Source organism: Exiguobacterium sp. Helios (assembly GCF_014524545.1).
Taxonomy (GTDB): domain Bacteria; phylum Bacillota; class Bacilli; order Exiguobacteriales; family Exiguobacteriaceae; genus Exiguobacterium_A.
This window is the reverse complement of sequence record NZ_CP053557.1, coordinates 1,083,897-1,110,249: the sequence shown is the minus strand read 5'-3', so window position 1 is coordinate 1,110,249 and position 26,353 is coordinate 1,083,897. Positions and strand designations below refer to the sequence as shown.

Annotated in this window: 23 protein-coding genes; 1 reads left to right on the top strand and 22 read right to left on the bottom strand. The window is 47.2% G+C overall.

The genetic code is table 11. From position 1 onward, the window contains the following. Positions 1 to 20: 20 nt before the first annotated feature. The 9 genes from HNY42_RS05690 to rpsU all read right to left on the bottom strand — a co-directional run bounded on the left by HNY42_RS05690 (position 21) and on the right by rpsU (position 6,930). A complete protein-coding gene (locus HNY42_RS05690) occupies positions 21 to 371 on the bottom strand; it encodes a diacylglycerol kinase family protein (RefSeq protein ID WP_131503957.1) in 351 nt (116 codons plus the stop codon). After that, entirely contained in the window at positions 368 to 844 is a 477-nt protein-coding gene (gene ybeY / locus HNY42_RS05685; protein WP_188005237.1) for an rRNA maturation RNase YbeY, read from the bottom strand. The genes HNY42_RS05690 and ybeY overlap by 4 nt, the downstream gene beginning before the upstream one ends. Continuing rightward, positions 841 to 2,898: an HD family phosphohydrolase gene (locus HNY42_RS05680; RefSeq protein ID WP_131503955.1), complete on the bottom strand. Its 2,058-nt coding sequence runs from the start codon at positions 2,896 to 2,898 to the stop codon at positions 841 to 843. Before HNY42_RS05680 ends, ybeY begins: the two co-directional genes overlap by 4 nt. 41 nt (positions 2,899 to 2,939) lie before the next feature. Next, positions 2,940 to 3,902 carry a PhoH family protein gene (locus HNY42_RS05675; protein ID WP_131503954.1) on the bottom strand — a complete coding sequence of 321 codons (963 nt, stop codon included), beginning with the start codon at positions 3,900 to 3,902 and terminating at the stop codon, positions 2,940 to 2,942. Positions 3,903 to 4,128: 226 nt separating this feature from the next. Continuing rightward, positions 4,129 to 4,596, bottom strand: a complete 468-nt coding sequence (locus tag HNY42_RS05670; protein WP_131973205.1) for a hypothetical protein — start codon at positions 4,594 to 4,596, stop codon at positions 4,129 to 4,131. 13 nt (positions 4,597 to 4,609) lie between these two features. Next, complete coding sequence (gene floA / locus HNY42_RS05665) at positions 4,610 to 5,593, bottom strand: flotillin-like protein FloA (protein WP_131503952.1); 984 nt, start codon at positions 5,591 to 5,593, stop codon at positions 4,610 to 4,612. Further along, positions 5,590 to 6,099: an NfeD family protein gene (locus HNY42_RS05660; RefSeq protein WP_131503951.1), complete on the bottom strand. Its 510-nt coding sequence runs from the start codon at positions 6,097 to 6,099 to the stop codon at positions 5,590 to 5,592. Before HNY42_RS05660 ends, floA begins: the two co-directional genes overlap by 4 nt. Before the next feature lie 189 nt (positions 6,100 to 6,288). Next, positions 6,289 to 6,735, bottom strand: coding sequence for a GatB/YqeY domain-containing protein (locus HNY42_RS05655; protein WP_026828988.1), 447 nt, complete (start codon positions 6,733 to 6,735; stop codon positions 6,289 to 6,291). 21 nt (positions 6,736 to 6,756) lie between these two features. Then, positions 6,757 to 6,930, bottom strand: a complete 174-nt coding sequence (gene rpsU / locus HNY42_RS05650) for a 30S ribosomal protein S21 (RefSeq protein ID WP_012369719.1) — start codon at positions 6,928 to 6,930, stop codon at positions 6,757 to 6,759. 308 nt (positions 6,931 to 7,238) lie between these two features. On the opposite strand from rpsU, the gene HNY42_RS05645 reads away from it, so the two are divergent. Then, a complete protein-coding gene (locus HNY42_RS05645; protein ID WP_188005236.1) occupies positions 7,239 to 8,492 on the top strand; it encodes a dicarboxylate/amino acid:cation symporter in 1,254 nt (417 codons plus the stop codon). A 68-nt stretch (positions 8,493 to 8,560) separates the two neighbouring features. Here the strand turns inward: HNY42_RS05645 and pulA are convergent, their stop codons facing one another. From pulA to HNY42_RS05580, 13 genes are all read right to left on the bottom strand, one after another. Next, entirely contained in the window at positions 8,561 to 11,473 is a 2,913-nt protein-coding gene (pulA, locus tag HNY42_RS05640; protein ID WP_188005235.1) for a type I pullulanase, read from the bottom strand. A 181-nt stretch (positions 11,474 to 11,654) separates the two neighbouring features. Beyond that, positions 11,655 to 12,578 carry an LCP family protein gene (locus HNY42_RS05635; protein ID WP_188005234.1) on the bottom strand — a complete coding sequence of 308 codons (924 nt, stop codon included), beginning with the start codon at positions 12,576 to 12,578 and terminating at the stop codon, positions 11,655 to 11,657. Positions 12,579 to 12,590: 12 nt separating this feature from the next. Continuing rightward, positions 12,591 to 13,781, bottom strand: a complete 1,191-nt coding sequence (locus tag HNY42_RS05630; protein WP_188005233.1) for a DHHW family protein — start codon at positions 13,779 to 13,781, stop codon at positions 12,591 to 12,593. A gap of 15 nt (positions 13,782 to 13,796) precedes the next feature. Then, on the bottom strand, positions 13,797 to 15,185 hold the full coding sequence (locus HNY42_RS05625) for an MBOAT family O-acyltransferase (RefSeq protein WP_188005232.1): 1,389 nt from the start codon (positions 15,183 to 15,185) through the stop codon (positions 13,797 to 13,799). Further along, positions 15,175 to 15,669 (bottom strand): hypothetical protein, encoded by a 495-nt coding sequence (locus tag HNY42_RS05620; protein WP_131503945.1) that lies wholly within the window; start codon positions 15,667 to 15,669, stop codon positions 15,175 to 15,177. Before HNY42_RS05620 ends, HNY42_RS05625 begins: the two co-directional genes overlap by 11 nt. Beyond that, positions 15,666 to 16,775: a non-hydrolyzing UDP-N-acetylglucosamine 2-epimerase gene (gene wecB, locus HNY42_RS05615; RefSeq protein ID WP_370528991.1), complete on the bottom strand. Its 1,110-nt coding sequence runs from the start codon at positions 16,773 to 16,775 to the stop codon at positions 15,666 to 15,668. The genes HNY42_RS05620 and wecB overlap by 4 nt, the downstream gene beginning before the upstream one ends. 14 nt (positions 16,776 to 16,789) lie before the next feature. Further along, positions 16,790 to 17,620 (bottom strand): teichoic acids export ABC transporter ATP-binding subunit TagH, encoded by an 831-nt coding sequence (tagH, locus tag HNY42_RS05610; protein ID WP_012369712.1) that lies wholly within the window; start codon positions 17,618 to 17,620, stop codon positions 16,790 to 16,792. A gap of 11 nt (positions 17,621 to 17,631) precedes the next feature. Beyond that, positions 17,632 to 18,432 (bottom strand): ABC transporter permease, encoded by an 801-nt coding sequence (locus HNY42_RS05605; protein WP_131503943.1) that lies wholly within the window; start codon positions 18,430 to 18,432, stop codon positions 17,632 to 17,634. Beyond that, positions 18,429 to 19,721, bottom strand: coding sequence for a nucleotide sugar dehydrogenase (locus HNY42_RS05600; RefSeq protein ID WP_131503942.1), 1,293 nt, complete (start codon positions 19,719 to 19,721; stop codon positions 18,429 to 18,431). The genes HNY42_RS05605 and HNY42_RS05600 overlap by 4 nt, the downstream gene beginning before the upstream one ends. 300 nt (positions 19,722 to 20,021) lie before the next feature. Beyond that, positions 20,022 to 21,260, bottom strand: a complete 1,239-nt coding sequence (locus HNY42_RS05595) for a glycosyltransferase (RefSeq protein WP_131503941.1) — start codon at positions 21,258 to 21,260, stop codon at positions 20,022 to 20,024. Then, positions 21,257 to 22,579: a glycosyltransferase family 4 protein gene (locus HNY42_RS05590; protein ID WP_255508425.1), complete on the bottom strand. Its 1,323-nt coding sequence runs from the start codon at positions 22,577 to 22,579 to the stop codon at positions 21,257 to 21,259. The genes HNY42_RS05595 and HNY42_RS05590 overlap by 4 nt, the downstream gene beginning before the upstream one ends. After that, positions 22,471 to 23,475, bottom strand: a complete 1,005-nt coding sequence (locus tag HNY42_RS05585) for a methyltransferase domain-containing protein (RefSeq protein ID WP_131503940.1) — start codon at positions 23,473 to 23,475, stop codon at positions 22,471 to 22,473. The genes HNY42_RS05590 and HNY42_RS05585 overlap by 109 nt, the downstream gene beginning before the upstream one ends. After that, on the bottom strand, positions 23,475 to 26,117 hold the full coding sequence (locus HNY42_RS05580) for a glycosyltransferase (protein WP_131503939.1): 2,643 nt from the start codon (positions 26,115 to 26,117) through the stop codon (positions 23,475 to 23,477). Before HNY42_RS05580 ends, HNY42_RS05585 begins: the two co-directional genes overlap by 1 nt. Positions 26,118 to 26,353 lie beyond the last annotated feature (236 nt).

Here is a 26,353-nt window from a genome sequence, read left to right as displayed (position 1 = left end):
GCCAAAAAAAGGCCGGATTCTTATTGTACCAAATATGGAACGAAGATGCATAGTGCAATCGCAATTGATGTAAGCGCCAACACAAGCACAGCTCCGCTCGCGATATCCTTTGTTGCTTTTGCAAGCGGATGCCATTCTTCCGTGACGAGGTCAACGGTCCGTTCAAAGGCGGTATTGAACATTTCCGCACTGATGACTACGCCGATTGTTAAACATAAAATCGCCCGTTCCATCCATGTCAACGGTAAATACAAGGCAAGCGCCAGGACAATCAACCCAATCGTAAAATGGACCTTCATATGCCGTTCTTCCTTTACCGCCTGACGGATCCCGTTCATCGCATGGGTGAATGGTAACCACCACGTCTTCACAATTTTCCTCGGTACAGTTCAAAGTGATGCAGGATTTCCTCCTGACGCTTCGTCATGATCTCTTCATCTGCCTTTTCGATATGATTGTATCCGAGAAGATGCAGGAAACCATGAACGGCCAGGAACCCAAGTTCCCGTTCGAAATGATTCCCGTATTCCGCCGCCTGTTCCCGGCAACGTTCCACAGAAATGATCAAATCTCCAAGCACAACCGGTTCATCCTCAAGCAATTCAAAATCAATCTCATCTTCTCCCAGTTCATCCATCGCAAACGAAATGACGTCCGTTGCTTGATCCTTCCCACGCCATTCCCGGTTGATTTGCTGAATCTCATCATTTGTCACGAACGTGACGGATAATTCACTGTTCGCTTCAATCTTTTCTTCTGTTGCGGTATAGACCAAAATCGCTTCCACTAATTTCAGTTGTTCTTCCGTCAACAATGTACCTTCATCTGTCATGTAAATATTCATGTAAGTTCCTCTTTCTTTAATTCAGGATATTCAATCCGTTCATGGAATAACCCGGATAACGTGTGGCAGGCGCTTTCACCGACCCGGTAAATGTCACGTGTCGTCAGTTCACAGTCCGAAAATTGATCATCCAACAATTTTTCGCGAATGATTTTTTTGACCAGTTCCTGAATGCCCTCTTCAGTCGGAGACTTCATGGATCGGACCGCTGCCTCGATGGAATCGACAATCATGATGACTGCCGCTTCGCGCGTTTGTGGTTTCGGACCCGAGTAACGGAAATCCGCTTCATTGACTTCACCTTGTTCCGTTGCCTTGACGTAAAAATAACGGAGTAATGACGTACCATGATGCTCCCGGCAGATATCGACGATGACACTCGGTAACTTTTCTTCTTCCAACAGTTCCACTCCGTCATCCGTATGGGCAAGAATCACTCGAGCGGATTCTTCCGGTGTCAGACGGTCATGCGGATTAAGTCCATGCTGATTTTCAATGAAATAGAGCGGACGCCGTGTTTTCCCTAAATCATGATAGTACGCACCAACGCGGGCAAGCAACCCGTCCGCGCCAATCGCTTCACAAGCCGTCTCGGCAAGATTTGCGACCATCATACTGTGATGATACGTTCCCGGAGCCTCGACCAATAGTTTTTTTAACAAGGGATGGGTCGGGTTTAACAATTCCAAGAGACGTGTCGGGGCTAAAATACCGAATGTCATCTCAAGAAACGGTAATAATCCAATCGCCAAGATCGCACTGAAGATACCACTGACAACGGCAAACCCTAACAGAATCGACGTCTCTTTCACTTCCAACTGTCCACTACGCATGAGTACGAAAGCGAGGAAAACCGCTACGTTCGCTAAAGCAATCGTCAAACTGCTGACGAAAATCCGCCGGCGTGACAAGCTGGAACGTAGGAAATAGGTGGCCACTAACCCGCCGACCAATAAGTAAATCGCGATATTAAAGCTGAAATTTTGGTTCGTACTGTAGAAAAAAGTACCTGCTAGAGCCATGAACAAGGTACTGGATAAAGCGATTCGCTCATTCAATAAATTACGCAAAACTAACGCGGAAAATGCAGTCGGCGTTAGTAAATACAGAGCCGGATTAATATCGTCTGCCAAGAAAGCCATCCCGTACGTCACGACAAGTTGCAATATCACAACTAAATACACCAAACTGAACAGCTTTACTCTGCCCATCTTTGCATAACGTAAGTTGGATCGACTGATGAATCCGAACAACAACAGTGTCATCAGAGCACTGACAATCAACGTTCCAAACAAAGGTTTAAGGGATTGCCGGTCAGAAATCAGACCGACGAGTTGCAGTTGACGGTAGGCATCCTGGGAGATGACTTCTCCCCGTTTGACGATGACTTCTCCCTCAGAAATCAAGACCGGTTCCACTTTATCGCTGGTCTGCTTACGCAACTGCTCTGTTTTCTCGGGATCGTACACATAGTTCGTAACAATCAATTGATCAGTCAGCGTTTTTCCGACAGCCTTCATCGAAAACGATAAGGCGGACCGTTCAATATCAAGTCGTGCATTTTCACGCGCTTCCGCCACTTCACCGCCATCAGAAGAAATTCGTTGCCGCATCGCTTCCTCAATGGCCGTAATCACAACGTCGCGTGTCGTCGTCCGCATTGCTGTAGACGATGTGGCAAGAAGCCGCAATTCATCGTCTTGCAGTAAATCCGCGGCTTCCGTTCCCCGGAGCCGCTGTTTGATTCGACCGATGTCTTCTGCTTTTTTAATGCCTTTAAGACTTGCAAACAGTTGCTCGACTTTATCGATTTGCTGTGCAGCATATTCCTGTTTAATCGTGTATTGGCTATCAATTGCGGCTACCGTATTTTCTTTCAGTAACCGGGTGGCTTCCCGGTCTTCCATCGTCAGCGGTGACCGAATATCTTCTTCTGCAATCGAAAATGGATCTGCTGACAGTGCTTCGGGCCGGACACTGACATACATCATCGTCGAAACGATGATGTAAAAGCCGAGTGTCAGCAGACTGATCCACATACCTACTTTGCGCATCCGTTCGTCTCCTTTCCACTTCAAGACTCACCTGTTGCGCTTCAATCGAGTTCTTGACTATACGCATCAATGATTTTCCGAACAAGTGGATGCCGGACGACATCAGCCGAACTAAAGTGTTCAAAATGAATGCCGCGAACATTGCCAAGTAAATTCAACGCTTCTTGTAAACCGGATGCTTTTCCCCGAGGTAAATCAACTTGCGTTAAATCACCTGTGACAATCATCTTCGAGTGAAAACCAAGACGTGTCAAAAACATTTTCATTTGTTCTCTTGTCGTATTTTGCGCTTCATCCAAAATGACGAAAGCATGCTCCAGTGTCCGCCCCCGCATATAGGCGAGCGGTGCAATTTCAATCACACCCCGTTCCAACAAACGGGCTGTGTGTTCCACACCAAGCACGTCATGTAACGCATCATAAAGCGGACGTAAATACGGATCGACTTTTTCTTTTAGATCCCCCGGTAAGAATCCGAGATTTTCCCCTGCTTCAACTGCAGGTCGTGTTAATACTAATCGTTTGACATAACCTTCTTTTAAGGCCTTTGCTGCCATGACGACCGCTAAATACGTTTTCCCGGTTCCGGCCGGTCCGATACCGAATGTTAAATCACATTTTTCAATTCCCCGGACGTAACGGGCTTGACCAAGTGTTTTTGCCCGGAGCGGTTTTCCCTTGTGATTCGTATGAATGACCGTATCGTATAATTCGAGTAATTCATCGACCCGGTCTTGTCGCGCCAGTTGAATTGCGCTTGTTGCGTCACGTTCCGTTAAGACGGCTCCCCGATCAACCAGTTGCTTTAAGACACCGACGACCTGTTTTGCTAACACGACAGACCGTTCTTCTTCCGCCTGCGCCAGCAATTCATCACCACGATGGGTAAGTTGGACTTCCAGCTCCGCTTCCATCGTTTTTAGTACGGCATCGTTCGGTCCTACGAATGCTTGAATCTGTTCTGAATTCGAAAATACGAATGGGATTCTTTCATTGAATATCACGTTATGATTGGCCTCCTAATGATGGATAACAGTACGTCATCTCTATAAATCTGTTCTAGTCCACTTTATCATTTAAGAAGATTAGATGGAAAGAAAAACCCATCCTCAAGATGTGGTTTCCTTGTTTTAACTCTTTTCGTTTTCTATCCTTGCTGAGCCCGTGATTTTCCCATCGTGTCTTCACAAAAAAAATCAGCTCTCCACTTACACGAGAGCTGACCTGTTTTTAACGATGCGGGGATTTTGACGCCCGTTTTGATACCGGCGGTCCAAGGACTTCGCTCCAGATGATTGCCTGGCGGATTTCCTCTTGCGTTGTCTGCATCCCTTTTTTCTTATCCCGTCTTTTTCCAATCTCATCACTTGAAATACTTCCAGTGATCTTGCCCAGATTCGATCGTGATTGTTTCTGAGCTTTCACACGATCCCGTTCATCCAAGCGTTGTTGCAATTCGGTCCGCTGATGCTTGACCGGTTGTGTCTGCTTTGGTTGTTTCCGTTTGATCGGAGGTGGAACCTCCCGATTTTCCGGAAGCTTCGTTTCCACTTGATCGACCATTTTCTTGACATAGTCGCCAAATTCTTTAGAGGGAACACGTGTTGAAGAACTGGTCTTCTTTTGATCGGCTGCTTTTGAGATAACCGAGATTACACCAAAGGCAATCATCAGTCCGACCCAAATTAAGCTTTCCATCTAGATCATCCTTTTATTGTGTGTCGTTCGGCGATGATTGACCACCGATGGCTTGACGCATCTTCGTATCAGCCGTCACGTTCAAGTAGTTGGCATAATCCATTACACTGAAGTTTCCGTCACGCAGTGCTTCCGCAATCGCAAGCGGGACTTCCGCTTCTGCCGCCACGACTTTCGCACGCATTTCTTCGACACGTGATTTCATCTCTTGTTCGCTCGCAATCGCCATCGCGCGACGTTCTTCCGCTTTCGCTTGAGCGATGTTTTTATCGGCTTCCGCCTGATCCGTCTGAAGAACGGCACCAATGTTTTTACCGATATCGATATCGGCAATATCAATCGAGAGAATTTCGAATGCTGTTCCTGAATCAAGACCTTTCGCAAGGACCGTCCGGGAAATCATTTCCGGATTTTCAAGAACTTCTTTTTGATCTTGACATGAACCAATCGTCGAGATGACCCCTTCACCAACACGGGCGATGACGGTTTCTTCACCCGCACCACCGACGAGGCGGTCGATATTGGCACGGACCGTAATCCGAGCTTTTGCTTTAACTTCAATCCCGTTCATCGCAACACCGGCAATGAATGGCGTTTCGATGACTTTCGGGTTAACGGACATCTGTACGGCTTCAAGCACGTTCCGACCTGCTAAATCAATCGCTGCCGCCCGTTCAAAACTGAGTTCAATATTCGCACGGTGTGCCGCAATCAAGGCGTTGACGACACGGTCGACATTACCACCGGCAAGAAAGTGACTTTCCAGTTGGTTTGTATTGAGGTTGATTCCTGCTTTCACTGCCTTGATCAATGGATTCACGATTTTTGACGGTGTAACACGACGGAGTCGCATTCCGACTAATGTAAAGATGGAGACACGGACCCCGGCGGCAAGTGAACTGATCCAAAGCGGGATCGGGACAAGCGTAAAGAAAATCGCGAGGAAAATAAGTATTCCTCCTGATACGAGTAGAACGGTCAATAGTTCGGGTGTCATGTGAGTGACTCCTCCTTCGTTTTTTGGACTCGAACGATGACTCGTCCGTGTGTGACGTCTTGCACGACGACTTGTTCACCGGCGTTAATAAAATTCCCTTCCGTGACAGCATCGACTCGATTTCCATCAATCTCAATCGTTCCTGCCGGGCGAAGTTGTGTCAAACTAATCCCGATTTTGCCACGCAGTTGTTCTTTATCTTGATGAGAGAGATATCCTTTTTCCGACGATGTGGAGTCTGTTAAAATCAAACCTCGCCATAATAACGATTGGTTCGATTTGATCCGACGATACGCCCAAAATCCGGCAGCAAGCGATAAAAAGACTGCCAAACCGACAGCAAGACCCACCTGACCGACCGTCGCACCCGCCATAATCAAGCTGGCAAGAACTGCGCCGATGCCAAGTACGCCGAATATCCCGAACCCTGTCACGAATATTTCGACCAGCAACATGAGGACACCGATCATGAAGACCGCTAAAATCATCCCTAAGCTAAAAGACATTACTTCGTTCACCCCTTTTTCATCAGAATCAGACGACAACATGTTTCATCTTTCTGAACATGGCTTATTGTTACTCTTATTATATACGCTTTCATCTTAGAAAAGGTTTCATAACTTTTATCAATTTTCGAATTTTTCCGATTTTATTGCATAAAAAAAGGCATCCCGGAGGACACCTTTCAAAACGGGTTAATGTAGTTGTTGTTTAACAAGGCGATTAATTAAAGCACCGTCCGCTTTACCCTTAAGTTGCGGCATGACGACACCCATTACTTTCCCCATATCCGAAGGAGCCGAGGCACCCGTCTGCGCAATTGCTGCGTTGACGATTTCCTGAACTTCTTCTTCCGAAAGTTGTTTTGGCATATAAGCTTCGAGCACGATTATCTCTGCTTGAATCTTCTCGACGAGGTCGTGACGATCAGCGCGTTCGAATTCTCGGAGGGAGTCGTTGCGCTGTTTCATCTCACGTGAGAGTATAGTTAGCTCTTCCTCATCAGTTAATTCTTGCTTACCGAGTTTAATCGCTTCATTTTGCAGGGACGACTTCACCATCCGAATCGTCGTAAGACGATCTTTCTCACGCGAACGCATGGCTTCCTTCATATCCACTGTCAAACGCTCTTGAAGACTCATGAGGATACACCCTCTCTTACGTTAGAACTTCTTACGCTTACGCGCAGCCTCCGATTTAAGCTTACGTTTTACACTTGGCTTTTCGTAGTGTTTACGTTTACGAACTTCAGCAAGCGTACCATCTTTTGAAACACCACGTTTGAAGCGACGAAGTGCGTCTTCAAGTGATTCATTTTTACGTACACGAGTTTCCACTAGTTTTCCCTCCCTCCGATATTACCGACTAAAGGAAACGTGTCAGACACGTCATACAACATTATAGTAGGAATATACAAAATGGTCAATAGTTGATTAACCAGTTTTGCTTCATTCCTGAGATGTTCCTTTTTGTTCTTTTCTATAGTCTCATGTTGCTACCGTATTTACAACAAATTCATGATTATTCAACTAAAAAAACCGAAATATTTTGTAAGCGTTTTCTGAAATTTTATGAAATGTTTTGTCAAAATGGTGAATGATGTGTCAAAATAGACACAGTTATCTGAAAAAGGAGTTGTTTTCATTTGAAAGAAGCCAAGCGAATCATTTGGGGATTGATTTTAGGAGTTATTCTCGGAATCATTCTCGCCATGTTACCAGACAAATCTATTTACGAAGGATTGAATAAGTATGCGCTTCAACCAATCGGTACGATCTTCTTGAACCTGATTAAGATGCTCGTCGTCCCGATCGTCTTCTTCTCGATTTCCCTTGGAGTCATGGGACTCGGAAATCCAAAAGAGCTTGGCCGTGTCGGCGGAAAAGCCATCACGTATTTCATGACGACGACAGCTGTTGCCATCGTCATCGCACTTGGTTTGTCGTTACTGATCAAACCGGGTACGTTTGGCAACTTTGCGACGGACAACTTGAAATATGATCAAGGCAACCTACCGGACACGAGTTTGATCAACACGATTGTCGGCATGTTCCCGACGAATCCGATTACGTCGATGGCAGAAGGCAACATGTTACAAATTATCGTCTTCAGCGTCTTCATCGGTTTCGGCATCACGTTCCTTGGCAGCAAGGTCTCGACATTACGTTCATTCATCGAACAAGGAAATGACTTGATGACGTATTTGATTGGGCTCGTCATGAAGATGGCCCCGCTCGGCGCATTTGCATTGATTGCTTCCGCCGTAGGTGCACAAGGATTTGCTTCGCTCAAAGCGATGTTCTTCTACATGATGGTCGTGGTACTTTCTCTAATCATTCATTCGTTGTTGACGTACGGATCAACCGTTTCCCTGCTCGGAAAAATGAATCCGTTTTTCTTCTTTAAAAAGTTTGCTCCGGTCATGCTGTTCGCCTTCTCGACTTCATCGTCGAACGCGACATTACCGGTCGCCATGCAGACAGCGCAGCGTGAGCTGAAAGTCCCGCGCTCGGTATCGAGTTTTGTCCAACCGCTCGGAGCAACGATCAACATGGATGGAACGGCGATCATGCAAGGGGTCGCGACGGTCTTTATCGCTCAGGTGTATGATATCAACTTGTCACCGGCGCAACTAGCAACCGTCGTCCTGACTGCCGTTCTCGCGTCTGTCGGAACAGCCGGCGTACCGGGTGTCGGTCTCGTCATGCTGACGATGGTGCTCCAGTCCGTCAATCTGCCTGTCGAAGGGATTGCCTTGATCATCGGTGTCGACCGTCTGCTTGATATGATGCGGACAGCCGTCAATATCACAGGTGACGCCGCTTGTGCCGTTATCGTCGCAAAATCAGAAGAAGGTAACCTGAACGAAGAAGAGGAAGAAGACGAGCGTTACGCTTAACTTTTCCTTAGATGAAAAACGCGCTACCCTCGTGAGTCATTCACAGGGGCGGCGCGTTTTTGAGTTGATTATTTTTTTAGGACGTACGAGCTGAGCGGATCAACCGTCACGTTGCCTGATACTTTCTTCAGTGTTTTTGTTCCGGCGGTTTTACCATCGACGATCACATTCCATGTTCCTTTTGGTAACGTCATCTTGACGGCTTGACGTTTCGCATTGTGAACGACATAAAGATCTGTTTTTTGCTGAGGCGCATCATCTGATAATTGATACGCTACAACCTGCTCTGGTGACGATGTGAACGTCAGGTAGCGGCGGATGTCTTTTGCTGTTCCTAAATGAAGAGCAGGATTTGCTTTCCGGACTTGAATCAGACCTTTCATATAGTCGACATCAGTTTGACGGTCCATTTTACGTTTCCAGTCGAGCTGGTTAACGGAATCCGGTGACTTGTACGAGTTGTGGTCGCCGCCTTTTGTCCGCATGAAATCTTGACCGGCATGGATGAATGTTGTTCCTTGTGACGTCAGCAGAATACTTGACGCCAAGCGGTGCATCTTTGTTTTCGTCGCATCCGTATCTGTCGGATTCGTTAAGTTCAACTTATCCCATAATGTGTGGTTATCATGGGCTTCGACGTACGTGATGGCTTGATTCGGTTCTGCTGCGAATCCCGTGATGTCTTTGCTGTACGCAATCTCACCGACGATTCCGCGTTTAATGCGTGTTTCAAGACCTGTTTTACCGTTGATGAAACCGGCATCCGTGTCTTCAAAGACACTTCCTTTAAGTGCATCGCGCAAGTTATCGTTGAAATGAGCGATTCCCGGCATTTGCTTGGCATTCGTCTGGTTGGCTTTGTCTGCTTCCGGAAGCGGTGTTCCGAGACTCCAGCCTTCCCCGAAGACAAGAATCGACGGATCGATTTTAGTTGTTGTTTTTTTGACGGCATTCATCGTCTTGACGTCATGAATCCCCATCAAATCGAAGCGGAAACCGTCCCACCGGTATTCTTTTGCCCAGTAGGCGACAGAATCAACAATCAATTTATGCATCATTTTCCGTTCGGAAGCCGTATCGTTTCCGACACCTGTTCCGTTGGCGAGATCGCCGCCTTCCGTGTAACGGTAGTAGTAACCCGGAACGATTTTATCGAGATTCGATGCTTTCGCGTCAAACATATGATTGTAGACAACATCCATGACGGCACGAAGTCCGTTATCGTGCAAACCTTGAATCATTTGTTTCATTTCTTTAATCCGGACTTTTGGATCGTACGGATTCGTCGCGTAAGAGCCTTCCGGTGCATTGTAGTTTTTCGGATCATAGCCCCAGTTGTATGTTTTAAGCGGATTCGTTTCGTCGACAGAAGCCGTATTGAAATCATAGACCGGAATGAACTGGACATGCGTGATGCCAAGCTCTTTCAAATGATCGAGTCCTGTTTTCGTTTTCGTTTTTTTACCATCCTTCAACAAACGTGTTCCCGGCTCGACAACACCGAGATACTTTCCTTTTTGCTTGATGCCTGAATCGTACGTGTTTCCTGTGACATCAAACATCGACAAATCCCGGACATGCGTTTCGTAAATGATGGCATCAGTTGTTTGTTTCAGCGGCATTTTTGATTTTGTCCAACGTTTTGGGTTCGTCTCTTTCAGGTCGACGACCACTCCTTGATCTCCGTTGACAGCGACGGCTGTTGCATAAGGATCAACGGCGCGTGTCGTTTCTTTGGCGTGTTTGACTTCATAGGTGTATCCTGCTCCGTCAAGATCGCCTTTGATCGTTACACTGAAGACCCCGCGGTCGCCACGAACCATCTTCACTTCACGGACGATATTCTTTGTAGTGGCCGCTTGTGTTTTCGGTAATTTGTAGAGTTCCAGTTCGACGGCTTGCGCAGTCGGTGCCCAAACGCGGAACGTCGTTTTTCCTTTTTGATAGGACGTGCCGAGTTTTCCATCATACGCATATTTTTTGTCAAAAGCATCGGAACGCAACACGTTTCCTGCTTCTAAAATCCCTTCCCCGAACACCGGGTGCGAGACCGTAATGACATCTGCTAAATCAATGTCCGTCGTGACGGTTACTTTTAACGTCTTCGCATCCACTTGTGTGACAAGCGGATTGACGAGTCCTTTAAAGGTCAGCGTTTTTAAATCTTCTGACGTAATCGGCGAGTTCGTTTTCAACGTCATCGTCTTAAAATCATCGGCCAGGAAACTTGTGAATTTTGGCGTCCGATCGATATCCGGTTGGCTGTAATAAACCTTTTGATCGCCTTCAATCAGCCAAATATCCTTCGCTCCCGCATAATAGAAACGATCCGCTCCGTCTTTTTCAGACCATCCTTCGATATGAGGAATGATTCCGACAAGACGTTCCTTCGTCTTATTCGCCAGTATGACGTTTGCTACAGCGCCAAATGCGTCTTGACCGTCAAATTCAAACCGTTTTCCATCCTGAGCGTTTGGCCATGCCCACACCCCGTACTTCTCGTAGTCATTGTCATACCGGTAATAATGAATATTCGTGTTGACGGACTCGACGTCATTGCCGCCCGTCGGATTAACCGGTGAAACTTCTTTGCTGCCCGATTCAATCCAAACTTCGGCAACACCGTCTTTGATCATGTCTTTTGTGATGAAGCGGTCGTTTTCCGAACCGGCATCTTTGTTCCAGGAATCATCGCGGACGATGAAACCGATTTTCTCCGGTTGATCAACCGGAAATTCGTAAGCGGCAATTTTTCCGTAAGCATCTTGACCGTTAAAGGCATGTGCCTTGTTCGGGAAATAATCCGGCCCATTTGCCCACAACCAGAGATTCCAATCTTTTTCTGACGTTTTATCTTCTTTGTAGTGAATGATGACCAGTGTCGATTCTCCTTTTTCCAGTGCCAGACCATTTACCGGAACTAAACTAAACATCAGTGCAAACGTTAGCACAACTGCACAGACTGATCTCCATCGATTCATGCCGTATCCTCCTTGGATTTATGTAATCGTTTTCATTTTCATTCTCCATTCGTTCGGCTGCTCTGTCAAAGCTTATTTTAGTTCACTAAAGAAAATAAGACTTTTGGACCAACAAGCGAATCGAAAAAAAGGACTATGAAAAAGGAATCCCCTTTTTACACAGTCCTTGCTAACGATTGGATTAACTTTTCGTCAGTTTATCGATTGTCTGTTTGGCTTCTTGCATCGATTGATCCGAGGCGAAAAAGTACCAGACACCGTCACTCGCAATGTATCCCTCACCGTCCAGTTTGAGCGGTTTCAGACGTTCAAATCCGGTTTGATTTTCTTGTGCCAGTTGCGCTGCTTCTGAAAACGTGATATTCGTACTGAAGTTGTTTTTCAGCACCTGACTGATTTCTTCCAAGTTCGTCAAAACATCAGGACCGCCTAGTTTTATCCCGACCGCTTCCAAGACCTGCCGTTGACGGATTTGTCGTCCCATATCACCGAGCGGGTCTTGTTTCCGCATGCGGGCATATCCGCTCGCTTCGAGCCCGTCGAGTTTGATTTTCCCTTCCGCGTAGTCTTTTTGCAGACGACGGTCGTTCCAACTGAACGCAGATGGATTATCAACCGTCACCCCACCGACTGCGTCAACAAGTTCAATCAATCCATCCATATTGATTTTGGCATAGTACGGGACTTTGGTCTCAAACGTCCGTTCGACCGTCTCAATCGTCTCTTCAACCCCACCGTAAGCATACGTATGATTGATTTTTGTTTTCTCACCATTTGTGAGTATCACCTGCATATCACGCGGAATTGAAAGAGAGGTCGCCTGTTTCGTTTTCGGATTAAACGACAACAACATGATCGCATCCGCCCGCCCCGGATCATTTTTTCGTTCGTCGACTCCAATCAATAAGACATTGACCGGTTGCATCACCTCAAGCGGGAGTTTTTTTGCTCCTTTTAATGGTGTAATGAATGAATCTGCTGTTTGTTGGAACTTTAAGAACGCAAATCCGGTTGTGGCACTGACGGTTAAGACAAACAACAACAAGACGGCACTGGCAATCCGCCAACCGATGCGCGGTTGTTTTTTCCGTAAACGTGATCTCATGCGGCACCTCCTTTACAATTTCTGCTGATACGTCTTCATCAACCCGTTAATGTTCGCATTGTGTAAGAAAACGACGGCATCCACGTTTTTTTGCTTCGCAAATTCAGATGCATCAAAATCTTTGTTGACGTATCGCACATCGACGACTTCAAGATTGGCACTTTTAGCAAGAAACGGCAGGACCGGATTGGCAAACGAGTCTTTGAGGACAAGCAGCTTCGGTCCTTTCGTCTGCGACGTCATTGATAAAATACCGTGATTTCCGCGCATGAACACTTCGTAGCGATCGGCATAGTCGCCCTCTTCCTTGATAAATTGCTCATCAATCAGAGGTTGACCACATTTCTTGTCGTAGCAGACGTCGATGCCCTTAAATTGGCCGGCATCGTAGTATTCAATTTTGTCTCCTGTGCTCGCATACGCAAGCGTCGTCTTGCGGGCGAGTGAACCAAAGTAAGGATGTTCCGATGCCCGCTTTGATTCCGGATCGACTTCCACTTTTTTTAACGTCGGTTCTGTTTTCGCGACTGTACGGATAATCTCGCCATAGGCTTGATAGGCGCCGTCTATATTCCAGTGATGATCCGTCTTAAAGTAATCGGACAACTGTAAGGCATCGAGAGGAATCGAGGTAATGCCCGCTTGCTTGAATCCGGCTTGCATCGTCTGATACCGTTGTTCCGCGTTCGAAGCCACGTAACCCGGAATGATTCCATCCCGTTCCGCGACGACGGTTTTCGACGGTGCGAGGGCAAAATAGACCGGACGGTTGACCTCTTGCGTGAACTGTCGGAAAGCGTCCGGAACGATCGGTTGCGCCGCTTGACTCGGCTCAATCAAGTAACCGTCTTCTGCCGTATAAATGCCGTTACGGAACGGTTGCTGCAGGACATTTTTTGATAATCGGGCCTGCATTTCAACAAAGGTGCCACGCAAGACTAATTGATCGGTGAAATAACTTTCCATCTTCACCATATCGTCACCCGAAATCACGCCTTGGACGGTCGGTTTGACAGACTGTGCAAGGGACCGATTTTCCAGTTGGGAACTGACGCGGTCTTCCCGAAGGATCGTCCCCGCGCCAATCGCTATCAAGATGACGAAAAAACTGATCGTCGTCAGCCACATCATCTTCCGTTCAAAGGATGAGGACGGTTGACCGACCTCTTTCGGCTTTGATTTGCGTTCGATTGGTTGTGCCATGTCGTCTTCTCCTTTCTAGAAACGGAAATAAATAAAGGGATTAAATGTACTTGCGACGAGTGCCGATGTAGCGAGGAACAACAAGACCATCGCGTATCCATATTGCATCGTCTGTCCGACTTTGCCCGATGATTCGACAAATCGTTCGCCGATCCGTTTTGGAATCGGAGTCGCAGCAAGACACGCCAGCGCTAAAATGACACCATTTTGGACGAGTTGATAACTCGCGCGGTCATCCCACAGCACATCCGGGACGAACATCGCTTGAATGTACGTGATCGCTTCCGGGAACGTTTCTGCCCGGAAAAAGACCCACCCGACCAAAACGAGAACAAGCGTCCACACCGTCGCGAATACGGGAATCCGCGCCAGCAGTTTTCCGAGGAAGGCTTTTTCGAGCATGATCCAGATTCCGTAATAGATTCCCCAGGCAACAAACGTCCAGCTTGCGCCGTGCCAAAGTCCGGTCAACATCCAAACGATTCCGAGATTGCGGTACTGTTTCCACGGCGACACCCGGTTTCCTCCAAGAGGAATGTAGACATAATCCCGGAACCAAGAGCCTAATGAAATATGCCACCGGCGCCAAAATTCAGAGACTGATTTTGAGATGTACGGATAGTTAAAGTTTTCAAGAAAATGAAAGCCAAACATCAACCCCAGTCCAATCGCCATGTCGCTGTAACCGGAAAAATCAAAATAAATTTGCAAGGCATAGGCGATGATTCCAATCCAAGCGAGACCCATCGATAAATCCTTCATGTTAAAAATCGTATCCGCGACTTGCCCGCATCCGTTCGCTAAAATCAATTTTTTGGATAAGCCGATGATAAAGCGGCGGACGCCTTGTGCGAATTCAGGCAAGGTTTCCCGCCGGTGATTGATTTCGTCCGCAACCGTCTCATAGCGGACAATCGGACCGGCAATCAACTGCGGAAACAACGCGATGTACAAAGCGAGGTCAAGTGGGTTTTTTTGGACCTGTCCCGCTTGACGGTACACATCGATGACGTAACTCATCGCTTGGAAAGTAAAGAATGAAATCCCAATTGGTAAAACGACTTCCGGGACAAACAACGTCGTTTGAAAAGTCTCGTTGATTGACGTCACAAAAAATCCGCTGTATTTAAACCAACCGAGCAGTCCCAGGTTGACAGCAATCATACTAAACATGATCCATTTGACACCAATCCGTGTCCGGTACGTGTGTACGGCCAATGCAAACAGATAGTTGATTAAAATGCTGGTCAACATCAATAGGACGAATCTCGGTTCACCCCAGGCATAAAAGAAAAGGCTCGCTACAAGGAGCCAGCCGTTCCGAAACGTGCGTGGCAACAAGTGGTAGACAAGCAACACGATCGGTAAGAATAGAAATAAAAAAATCGTCGAACTAAATAACATGATAGGATTCCTCCTGCTTGATCGGAACAAGCCGGTTGACGTGTAGCGCCGTCAACCGAACCCGCATGTCCCCTTCGAGTAAAAACTTGAATGCAATTTTAAAATAGTCGGCGCCTTTGACTCGTTTCAATTGTAAGGAACATATTGTTTTTCCGTTTACCGTCAGCCATTCCGTCTCTGAATGCATCCGTTTTTTTTGCCCGTATTGCATCTTGAACACCTGAACGTCGCATGACGAGTCCGCTTCCAGCTCGCACGTCAATGTGATGGACTCGGCCTGTCCATAAGAGGCGTCGGCACGATACAACTTCGAGGGAGGATATTGAAATCCCTGATCAAACAATTGGATGTACAGCTTATCGGTCGGATCTGCCTCTTGAAAATCGAACCAAACACCGTCCGCATCTTCTTCGAGCAGAATTTTATCGCGGTCCCCTTGCGGAAAAAACTGATAACTTGCCAGTTCCAATGAACGTGAACTCATACCGGTACCTCGCTTAAAATCGCATCCACAATACGTTCTGCCGCATGACCGTCTCCGTATGGATTCGCCGCTTGTGCCATCGCGTCATAAGCCCCTTGATTTGTCAGTAACAGATGACCTGTTTCATAAATACGTTCCGGATCCGTCCCGACAAGCTTCAACGTACCGGCTGCGACACCTTCCGGACGCTCGGTCGTATCACGCAAGACGAGGACCGGCACGCCAAGCGAAGGTGCTTCCTCTTGGATACCGCCAGAATCCGTCAAAATCAGTGTCGCCCGGGCTGCCAAATTATGAAAATCAAAGACATCGAGCGGTTCAATCAATCGGATGCGCGGATGATGGTTTAACTGTTCCGCTGCCTCGAGGACAATCGGGTTCGGATGGACCGGATAGACGATTTCGATATCCGGATGACTGTCCGCCAATCGTTCGACGGCATCAAAAATTTGCGATAATTGCAGGTGATTTTCGCGTCGGTGAACAGTCAATAAAACCAGCTTCCGTCCGCTCACTGTAAGATCTGTCAACACCGGGTGCGTGTAGTCTTTCGAAACCGTTGTTTTTAATGCGTCGATGACTGTATTTCCCGTTACGATGACCGGAGTCTGTTTATTTTCCAACCGTAGATTTTCCGCCGCCTGATCGGTCGGCGCAAAATGGTAATCAGCGAGTACACCCGTCAATTGACGATTCATTTCTTCCGGGAATGGGGCATACTTCTGATACGTCCGTAAGCCGGCTTCGACATGACCAACCGGAATCTGTTGGTAGAAAGCCGCAAGCGAAGCCGCGAATGTCGTTGTCGTATCCCCATGGACCAACACCAAATCCGGTTGCTCTTTTTCTAAGACACGACGCATCGCATTTAAAATCCGTGCCGTCATCTCTTCTAGTGTCTGACGTGGACGCATCAGGTCTAAATCATGGTCGGGAACAATCTGGAACAGTTCAAGGACTTGATCGAGCATTTCCCGGTGTTGTGCCGTCACGACGACAATCGGTTCGACTCCTTCTCGTTTTTCCAATGCTTTGACGACAGGCGCCATCTTGATTGCTTCCGGTCTCGTTCCGAACACTAACATGACTCGTTTCATTCGTTCCATCCCCTATCCGTTATTCATGACGACAATTCAATCGTTTCACCGCGTGCCGAACGCTCGATTTCATCACTTCGTCCTGTTCTTTTTTTCATGACATAATGTGCAGCTTGTTTTTTCGTCAGCTGTTTGTACCAATATAAATATTTGTTATACTCCGCCATCGTTTCTGCTGTCGGTCCAAACATCCGAACTTCTCCATACTCCAGCCAAAGGATTTTTGTACAAAAACTTTTGACTTGATTCAAGGAATGGCTGACAAAAAAGATCGTTTTTCCCTGGTCGCGAAATTCCCGCATCTTATCGAGGCATTTTTCCGTAAATGTCTGGTCACCAACCGACAGGGCCTCATCGATGATCAGGATATCCGGATTGATATTAATCGAGATGGCAAAACCAAGTCGCGCCCGCATCCCGCTTGAATACGTTTTGACGGGTTGATCGATGAAATCCCCGATGTCCGCAAACTCCAGAATTTCCGGTGTAATCGCCTGGATCTGTTTTTTGGTCAGCCCCATCATCAATCCTTTTAATTCGATGTTGTCCCGTCCGGTCAGCTGATTGTTGAGACCACTGGAAATTGCGATTAATGCCGATTTACCGCCAAGTGTCACACGACCGTATGTCGGCGGCGTGACATTGGCGAGCAGATGCGACAAGGTCGACTTCCCACTCCCGTTGATTCCGACCACACCGACGATTTCGCCTTGTTCGACGGAGAACGAGATATTTTTTAAAGCATAAAACGGTTTACCGCTGACTTTACCGAACAACACTTCTTTTAATTTATCAATTGGTCGGGCATATAAGACGTAGCGTTTTGAAACATTCTCGAATACGACGTGACTCATGTTTTTTCCTCCTAGACATAATCAATGAAGTACCGCCGGAACCGCAGATGAACTGCTGCTCCTACCACTAACAAAACGGACGTCACAGTCCAGAAGTAGACTCCATACCAGACGTGATCGAGCAGATAACCGGTCCCGATCAATGCCGAGCGGTATCCTTCGATCAAATAGACGAGAGGATTGATCATCAACAACGTCTTAAACAGACTGTGATTCGGTGGAATCCACATGATGGGCGTCAAATACATCAACATCCGGATCGCCGAAGTCACCATGTTTTGTACATCCCGAATCATCGTTGCCAGAGCAGACAACAAAAGTGAGACGGCATACAGAAAAATCACACCAGCCGGGACGATATACAACAATTCAAACGTATGCCAGCCCGGAAAATAACCGAATGCCATTCCGAGAACAATCGTCAAGGCAATCATTGCGACATGACGGTAAAATTGCGCCAAGATGACATAGGCCGGAATCGTACTGAGTGGAAAGTGCATTTTCGAAACAAGGGCGACCCGACCGTAAATCGATCGTGAGCCGCTTGGTATCGTACTGCCGATGAAAAACCAGGCAATTAGTCCACTGACCAACCAAAAGACGAATGGAATTCCGTCGACCGGATTTCCGCCACGGATTCCGAAACCGAACACGACCCAGTAAACCCCAATCTGCAGAAGTGGTGTCATGATTTCCCAGAACCATCCGAGGTATTGCATGCTGTACTGACTTTTTGTTTCATAAAGTGAAAGACGAAAGATTAGATAAAAATGATCTTTCAGCTCTTTCCCGATTGTACCGACCCCGTTCATATCGCCTTCGCATCCACTTCCGTCGTTTGATACGTATGCAAGTTACCAAAATTCAGGACCGTGATGTCTTCAAGCGGTTGAACGATTCCTTTTGTATCAAACAAGACGGGTGTCCGCATCTGATTCACAAGACGCCTTGAATCAAACTGTTTAAACTCATCATGGTCGACGAGTACCAGTGCCAGATCCGCACCTTGGATCGCATCAATCTCATCGACAAGCTCAAAGCGTGACGAAATCGAACGTTCGACGTGTGGATCACAGACTGCTACATCCATGCCGCGGTCAATCAATTGCTCGATGACATCGACAGCCGGACTTTCGCGCATATCATCGACGTTCCCTTTGTATGTGACGCCGAACACTGCGATTTTTGGTCGGACGTGAGACGCAACAAGGCGCTCTGCCTGTTCAGCGACGAAGTGCGGCATGTTGACGTTTGTTTCCCGTGCCGTATGAATAATCCGGGCAAGCGACGGTGCTTTTGCGACGATGAAGTACGGATCCACCGCAAGACAATGCCCGCCGACACCCGGTCCCGGATGATGTAGATTGACACGTGGATGCATGTTCGCCATCTCGATTACGTCGAGCACGTTGATCTCGAGTTTATGACACACTTGCGTCAGTTCATTGGCTAGGGCGATGTTAACATCGCGGAACGTGTTCTCCATCAATTTCGACATCTCTGCCGTCTTCGCATCCGTCTTGACGATTTCACCTTGAACGAATGTTTCATAGACAGCCGCTCCTGCATCCGCGCAAGCCGGTGTCAATCCGCCGACAATCCGGTTATTGTGAATGAGTTCATGTAAGATTTGTCCCGGAAGCACCCGCTCCGGACAATGAACGACGAAGACGTCTTGACCGATAACGAACCCGGCTGCTTCAATCAATGGTCGGACATGATCATCCATCGTCCGCGGAGCGATTGTTGATTCGACGATGATGACGTTGCCTTTTTGAACGTGCGGCAACATATTCTGAACGGCTGACAGGACATACTTCAAGTCACAAGATTTATACGTGTCATTTAAATTCGGTGTCGGAACAGCAATTAAAAAGACATCTGCCGGTTCCGGTGTCAGTGTTGCCCGAAACTTTCCGTTTGCGACGACACGCTTGATGACATCTTCAAGTCCCGGTTCTTCAATATGAATGTCTCCCGCATTCAACATCTTAACGATGCGCGGGTCGATGTCGACCCCGACGACGTCCGTTCCGTGATCTGCAAACATGGCTGAAGAAGGTAATCCAATATATCCGAGTCCGATTGTACAAAGTTTCATTTTGTCATTCCTCCATCTAGGTACGAGTTAGTCCTTCACGTCAAAAAAACTGACTGTGTCGTGGCTGTACCTAGACCATAACGACAATTGCTTGTGTTTCCAATGCTTCTAACCATCTCTTAAACCATTCTTCACAGACCTTACATTCCGCCCTTTTCCTATGCTTTTTGTAAAGCTTGTAAATAAACAACGAACTTTTGTTGCATTCGCGAGAGAAACAACACAATCCGGTCAATTCCATCGTTCTTCAGCGTGGAATTACCTGCATCTTTGTTGTTTCTCGATTCTGTTCTCGTTCATTTACTTCACTAATTCATGGTAGACAGTCAATAATCGGTCTTTTTCTTTATCCCAGTTGTATTTCTGCCGTGCCTGCTTTGTCCGTTCTTTCATCGCCTGACGTAACCCGTCCTCTTCGACGATTTGATTGACGGCAGCGGCAATCGATTGCGGTGATTCAACGTCAACAATCAGTCCGACGGCCTCTGTCTCGACGACACCACGGATTTCCGGTAAATCTGCTGCCACGACCGGGACAAGGGCTGACATGTATTCAAATAATTTATTCGAAGAGGCCGAATAATGGTTAAAACAAACGTTTTCTAACACTTGAAACCCAACCGTCGCTGCTGCTGTATAACTCGGTAACTGATCAAGCGGTACCTTATCCATAAAATGAATACGTTCTCGTTCTGAGGACGTAGCCGCCAGCCGTTGAAGCTCCGGTTTGATTTTTCCGTCGCCAATGAACAACAGTGTGCCGTTTCGAATCAACGGCATCGCTTCAATCAACCGCCCGAGCCCCCGTCCTTCCTGAATACCGCCTTGGTACAATAAAATCGGTTCGTTTTCGTCCATTCCGAGTTCTTGACGGAGCGGGCGTGCTTCCGGTACCGTTTCTTGATAAAATGGATAATTGTGCAACACGGCCGGTCGCTCTCCGTAAAGGGCTAAGTGGTAATCGGCACGTGTCTCATTTTCGACCATCGTCTGATCCACAAATCGTAATAAATGACGTTCTAAACCGCCTTGTCCTTTTCCGTAGCCCGTCCGATCCGTCTGGACTTCATGCGAATCGTAGACGATTTTTGCCCCTCTCGCGGCCGAAATCGCTTGCGGTAATGTATTTAAATCGTTGGCATGCATGATATCGTAGTTCCGCTTACGTGCTGCCCGTGTCATCCGGACAATCCCGAAGCTGTTATACAGTGCATAGCGGATAAACCGGCTTTTCTGCAACATATACAGAATGACGGCAACCGGAATCAGCCAAGGAACGAACAAGAACAATCCTGCGCCAGCCAGAAGCGTAACCGGGTTACGCTTCTTCAGACGACGAAGGATTGTTTCAAAAGGAGGTGTCCGTTCAATTCGGATGATTTGAAAGCCGCTCGGGTGATACTCCATCGCTGGTAATGTGCCATCATTGAGACAATATAAATCGACGTGATACCCTGCTTCCGCGAGTGCCGTACACTCCCGTAAAACACGTGCATCATTCGTAAACGTATTCCAAACAAACATCCCGACCCGTTTCATTCACTCACCCCTACTACTTGAAAATTAGTTTTACGAATCGCTTCAAACAATCGTTCTTGATTTTGTTCCCAGTCAAAATGGGTCTGAACATACGCTATACCCGATTGGCCCATTGCTTCACGCGCTTCCGGATGTTCTGCGAGATACCGGATTTGTCCGACGATTGTCTCACGACACCGCTCCCGTGAGACGAATCCTGCACCGGCCTCTTCAATCACTTTTGCCGCATGTCCTGAAACGGCTCCGACAATCGCACATCCCATTGCCATATAGTCGATGATTTTCCCGGGCGTTACCGTATCGAATGCCGTACTTTCGACTAACGTCGCAAAGGCGATGTCACTTTTCGCAAGTTGTTTCAGCGCGTCCCATCTCGGCATCGCGTTCATGAAATGAATATTCGTCAGTCCGCGTTTTAAGACATGTTCTTCAAACTTTTCTTTATGGTAGCCGTATCCGACGACGTGAAATTCAATGTTTCCATCCTCTTGTAATTGCTCCGCTACATCAAGCAATAAGAACACATCCTGTGCCAATCCGATATTGCCCGTATAGACGACGCGGACCTGCTCCGACACTTTCCTCCGTTTAATCAACCATTCGTTTTCTTCGATTGAATTCGGAATGTAATGAATTTTCTCCGGTGCGATCCCTTTGCTCTCGATATACGAACGAAACCCTTCACTGTTGATGACAATTTGATCGGCCCGATGATACATCCATTTCTCAAGCCAGTAGAGCGGGGCAAGCAACACACGTGACTTCGTGATACCGACACCGACCAGTGATTCCGGCCACAAATCGCGGACATCTAACACGAGTGGTGCTTTTTTGATGAACTTGGCAACGACTCCGACCAGTCCCATAAAGATGGAAGGCGTCGTCGCATAGATGTAGCTATACTGTTTTTGATCCTGCCGTACTTCCCGGACCGCCAGGACAAACTGTTCTAAAAACAACCGGAGCCGTCGCCATAAGTTTGTCGTCGCCCGCAGGTCACGTGGTTGAATCCGGGTAATGTTAGCTGCATCCAAACTTGGTTCGTCCCAAAACATCGCGTCCGTATACAATTCCGCCGTCGGGTACAGTGGTTCTGATGTCAGGACGTGGACGTTACTTCCTTGTTGTTCCATCCGTTTAAAGATATTTTTCATCCGATTGGCAGCACTGCCGATTTCCGGATAGAAATTTTGACAGATCATCAACACATTCATCGTCTCCGGGCCCGTCTTTGTTTGAGCTTTCGTCGGAACTTCCAGTAACGGACGGCGATTTTTCCAAGTTTTGAATTTGCCAGTGATCGGTATTTTAATTTCCATTGCGTATTCGCCTCCAAGACATCCAGATTCGATACAAGTGCTCCTTCATACCGTTCGAGGACCAACTGATACTGTTGTGCCAACAGTGCAATCGTTTCTTCTTGTTCGGTCACTTGTTGTAACAGCCGCTCATGTTCTGATGATAACTCCGCATATTCCTGCTCATTGGTCTGCTGTTTCAGCTGTTTCTGCTCCCATTTCTTTTGCTGGTTTTTTAATCGAACGATTTCAGTCAAATGCATCCGCTCGATTGCTTCAAAAGCCGTTTCCAACCAGTCGATTTCTTGATTCGTCATACTGCGGACCGGTTGTTTTTCCTCATGAAGCGTCACAATCACGCCTAACCACTTGTCCATCCGCTCCAATCGATCAATCGTTCCATAGGGTGTCAATTGCTCCAACAAATGACGTAAATAATACGTCCGCTTATGGTCAGCATAGTCATTGACACCAAACGGAACCGTTACGACAAGCCGTCCACCCGGTTTCAGGAAGGAACAGGCTTTTTGGACAAAACGTTCAGGTTCGCCGATATGCTCGAGAACTTCCGTCATCAAGACCGTATCAAAACGTTGACTGTTTGAAAACGTCATCAGATTGGCTTCTTCAAACTGAATCAACTCTTTGACCGAACGTGCTTCTTTTTCCAATGCTTGTCTTGACTCTGTGATGGCTTCCGGTGAGACATCGATTCCCACAACCTGTTTCCCTTCACGACCGAGTAAAATCGGGACGAGTCCTCCTGAACAACCGATGTCGAGAATCTGACTGCCCTTTGTCTCGCGAATAATCCAGTGAATCCGTGAGCGGACTTTTTTTCCGAACTGGACTCCGAGTTGGTCATAATAAGCGGCACGGATTTCATCTTTTGGTCGTGTCATCTGTTTTGTTGGCATCACCGTACCTCCTCTAATAACAATGCTTGAATAGCATCAGTCTGTTTTTTATCCGCAAGTTCAACGAATCGGCGGATCAACGGATTCGTCAATGTCACCGGTTCATAAAAAGCGACAATCATTCGGAGGAGCGCGACGCTCGGACCAAAATCTTTATCACTGCAGTAACGAAGTTTCACCAAATACCAATGTTCAAAAAAGTGTTCGAAGCGGGTTTCTTTGTAGGCATCGAGGACACCATAACGTGCAAACTTTTCAGCCCGGGCCTTTTCCCGGACGACGCTGCGTTCAAAGAAGCGAACGGTCAGGGAGTTGACAGTCGAACCTGCTACTGCGGCGTAGTAATAATGAATGACACGGTTGACGAGTAAGACACGGTCCGCATGCAACATCATTTCTTGGAAAAACAAGGAGTCTTGTCCGACGGCTCCGACGACTTGCTCCAGCTGATGATTCTGCAAAAAGCTTTTCTTGACGACTAACGCTTGAATACTTTGGACGGAAAAGCGGTTCTCTAGCAAATACGTTTTAGGTTGATCGCAAACCATCCGTCCTTCTTTCCGAACTTTCGGTAAAGCGATGATACTTGTTTTTTCGGCCAGCTTTTTCATATGTCCGACTGCAAAATCGAGTGTCGGGTCTTGATCGAGTTCCTTCAACAATTCGGCATACCGGTCACTCAACACTTCGTTATCAGGATCCAGGAACGCAATCCGTTCGGCACGCGCCAGTTCAACACCCTTATTGCGCGGACGTGACGCACTGCCGCTTCCGCCTGTCGGGAACAGGTAGGTTACGACGTTGCCGTGTCGTCGCGCGAGACGATTAATCGCTAGTAACGTCATCCGGTCTGTTGATCCATCATCCACTAAGATAATTTCCGTCTCGGCAAATCGATCCATTCGTTTTAAACTGGCAAAGCATTTATACGTGAGATGATATCCATTATTAAAAATCGGCACGACGACGGACAGTATCGGTGTTTCAACAGCAGATGACTTCCCTTGTTCGTTCCACTCGAGTGCATCAAGAAGCAATGTTTTGCCTGCCATCTTCCCTTCACTGAACTGTTCATAAGAAAAGTCAGCACGCCAAATCATACTGCCACCCGTCCGGCCCAGCTCGTCCTGAATGACGAATGGTATCTCATCTTGAGCTGTTTTACGGACAATGCTGGCATCACTGTATTTAAATCCGTTCACTAAATCTTCAAGGTAGTACTCTCCGTATGACTCCGTCCCATCAAGTACAGCGACTAAATCGGTCTGCTCGTATAATTCTTTCGTCAGGTCTTCTTCGCGGTAAATCCAATCCGGTGATACGGTTTGGTGTTCTAGCATCCGGTTTAGCTCCGGTGTCACTTTTCGTAAGACAACCAGGAGTTTTCGTCGCAACGGCTGGACAGGTAATTTCAGCAAGCGGGCCATCTGATCAATCCGGTCATAGACGGTATGGGATGACATGACGGAACGAATGCCTTCTGCCCGGAGTCGCTTCACGTCATCCCCGGTCGTACGTTCTAAAATCGCTTGCGCCTCTTGATGATCATGGACGGTAAACACGTTCGGAAAATCATTGTTGACGGCGATGCTGTAATTCGACAAAATCAGATTTCCGAGTGCTTGGGATTCATAGATTCGTCGTGCACACATCGTTTTACTATATTTAATGCTGTTTAAATTCAACACCCAGTCATAACACTTACTGACTTGTTGCAATGTCTCATAAGGAATCGATGGTGCGACGCGCGAGACGTAACGTTGCGGAAAATGATAATCCGGTAAGTTCAACTGATAGTTGCGGTCAACGATATCGAGTGTATGATCGGAACGTAAGACACCATCAAATAACATCTCGGTGTCTTTGACACGCTCCGGATACTTTGCCATCCAGCTGCCGGCAAACAACACGTGTTTATTTCGACTGCGTGTCGCACCAATCGGATTATGGATGATTGGATTCACCCCGAACGTCGTCGCTTCAATCCGGTCATGCCCGCATAACACCTGATATTCCGGAATCATCGCTTCGTCTGACGTCAAAATATAATCCGCTTCCTTTGCCACATCACTAAAACGGTCAAAGTTGCTTGGATCCTCTGTCGATTGAAAAACAACCGGTATTTCTTTCCCCTTCACCTGCCGAATCATTTCCATCAGACGGGCCCGTTTTTTGGAGGTCGGTGTGGCGACACCTTTCCAGTCATCTCCCTGAAGTCCTTTCCATGAGGATACGACCAGGAACAGGTCAATCGGTTTTTCAAATACCTCTTCAAACGTTGCCGGATTGACGTAGTGTAAGTGGAGCGCATCTTGATAGTAGGCATACATGAATTCGGAACAGACGATGGCGACTTCCAGTGGCCGCTGCTCAAAATAACGCGTTCCGCTGTGCAGGGGAATATCTGCATATGCAATCTCCTGTAACAATCCGCTGTTACTTTGTTCGTGATAAGTCGTTGTTGTTGAAGGACGTCCGGAAGTATTAGGCCGGATTCCGGTCTTCATCGTCAGTACCGGGAGTTTCTGTAAACGTTCAATGGAAGCAACACTTGCCTTTGATTCCAATCGAAGCCGTTGCTTCTCCTCGCGTACCCATTGAAGTTGTTTCATGACTGCTTTTTTAAATTGTTGTCCACTCACGCGTATACACCCTTCCTTCTTTCATCTCCCTATCAGTCTACGAGTCCAGTTCAAAGGAGACTTAAAGGATCTGCAAGGTTTTTGTAAAGACTTGGTGAAGCCTTTAACGGTTTTCCGGACATTCGTCATGAAATCAGGACAAAAATGCGTGGAGTCGATTTGGTTCACAACGTGTTTCGCACAAAACAATGAACTCAAACCTGTCGCTTTTCGTTTTAGAACAATCAATTGGGGTA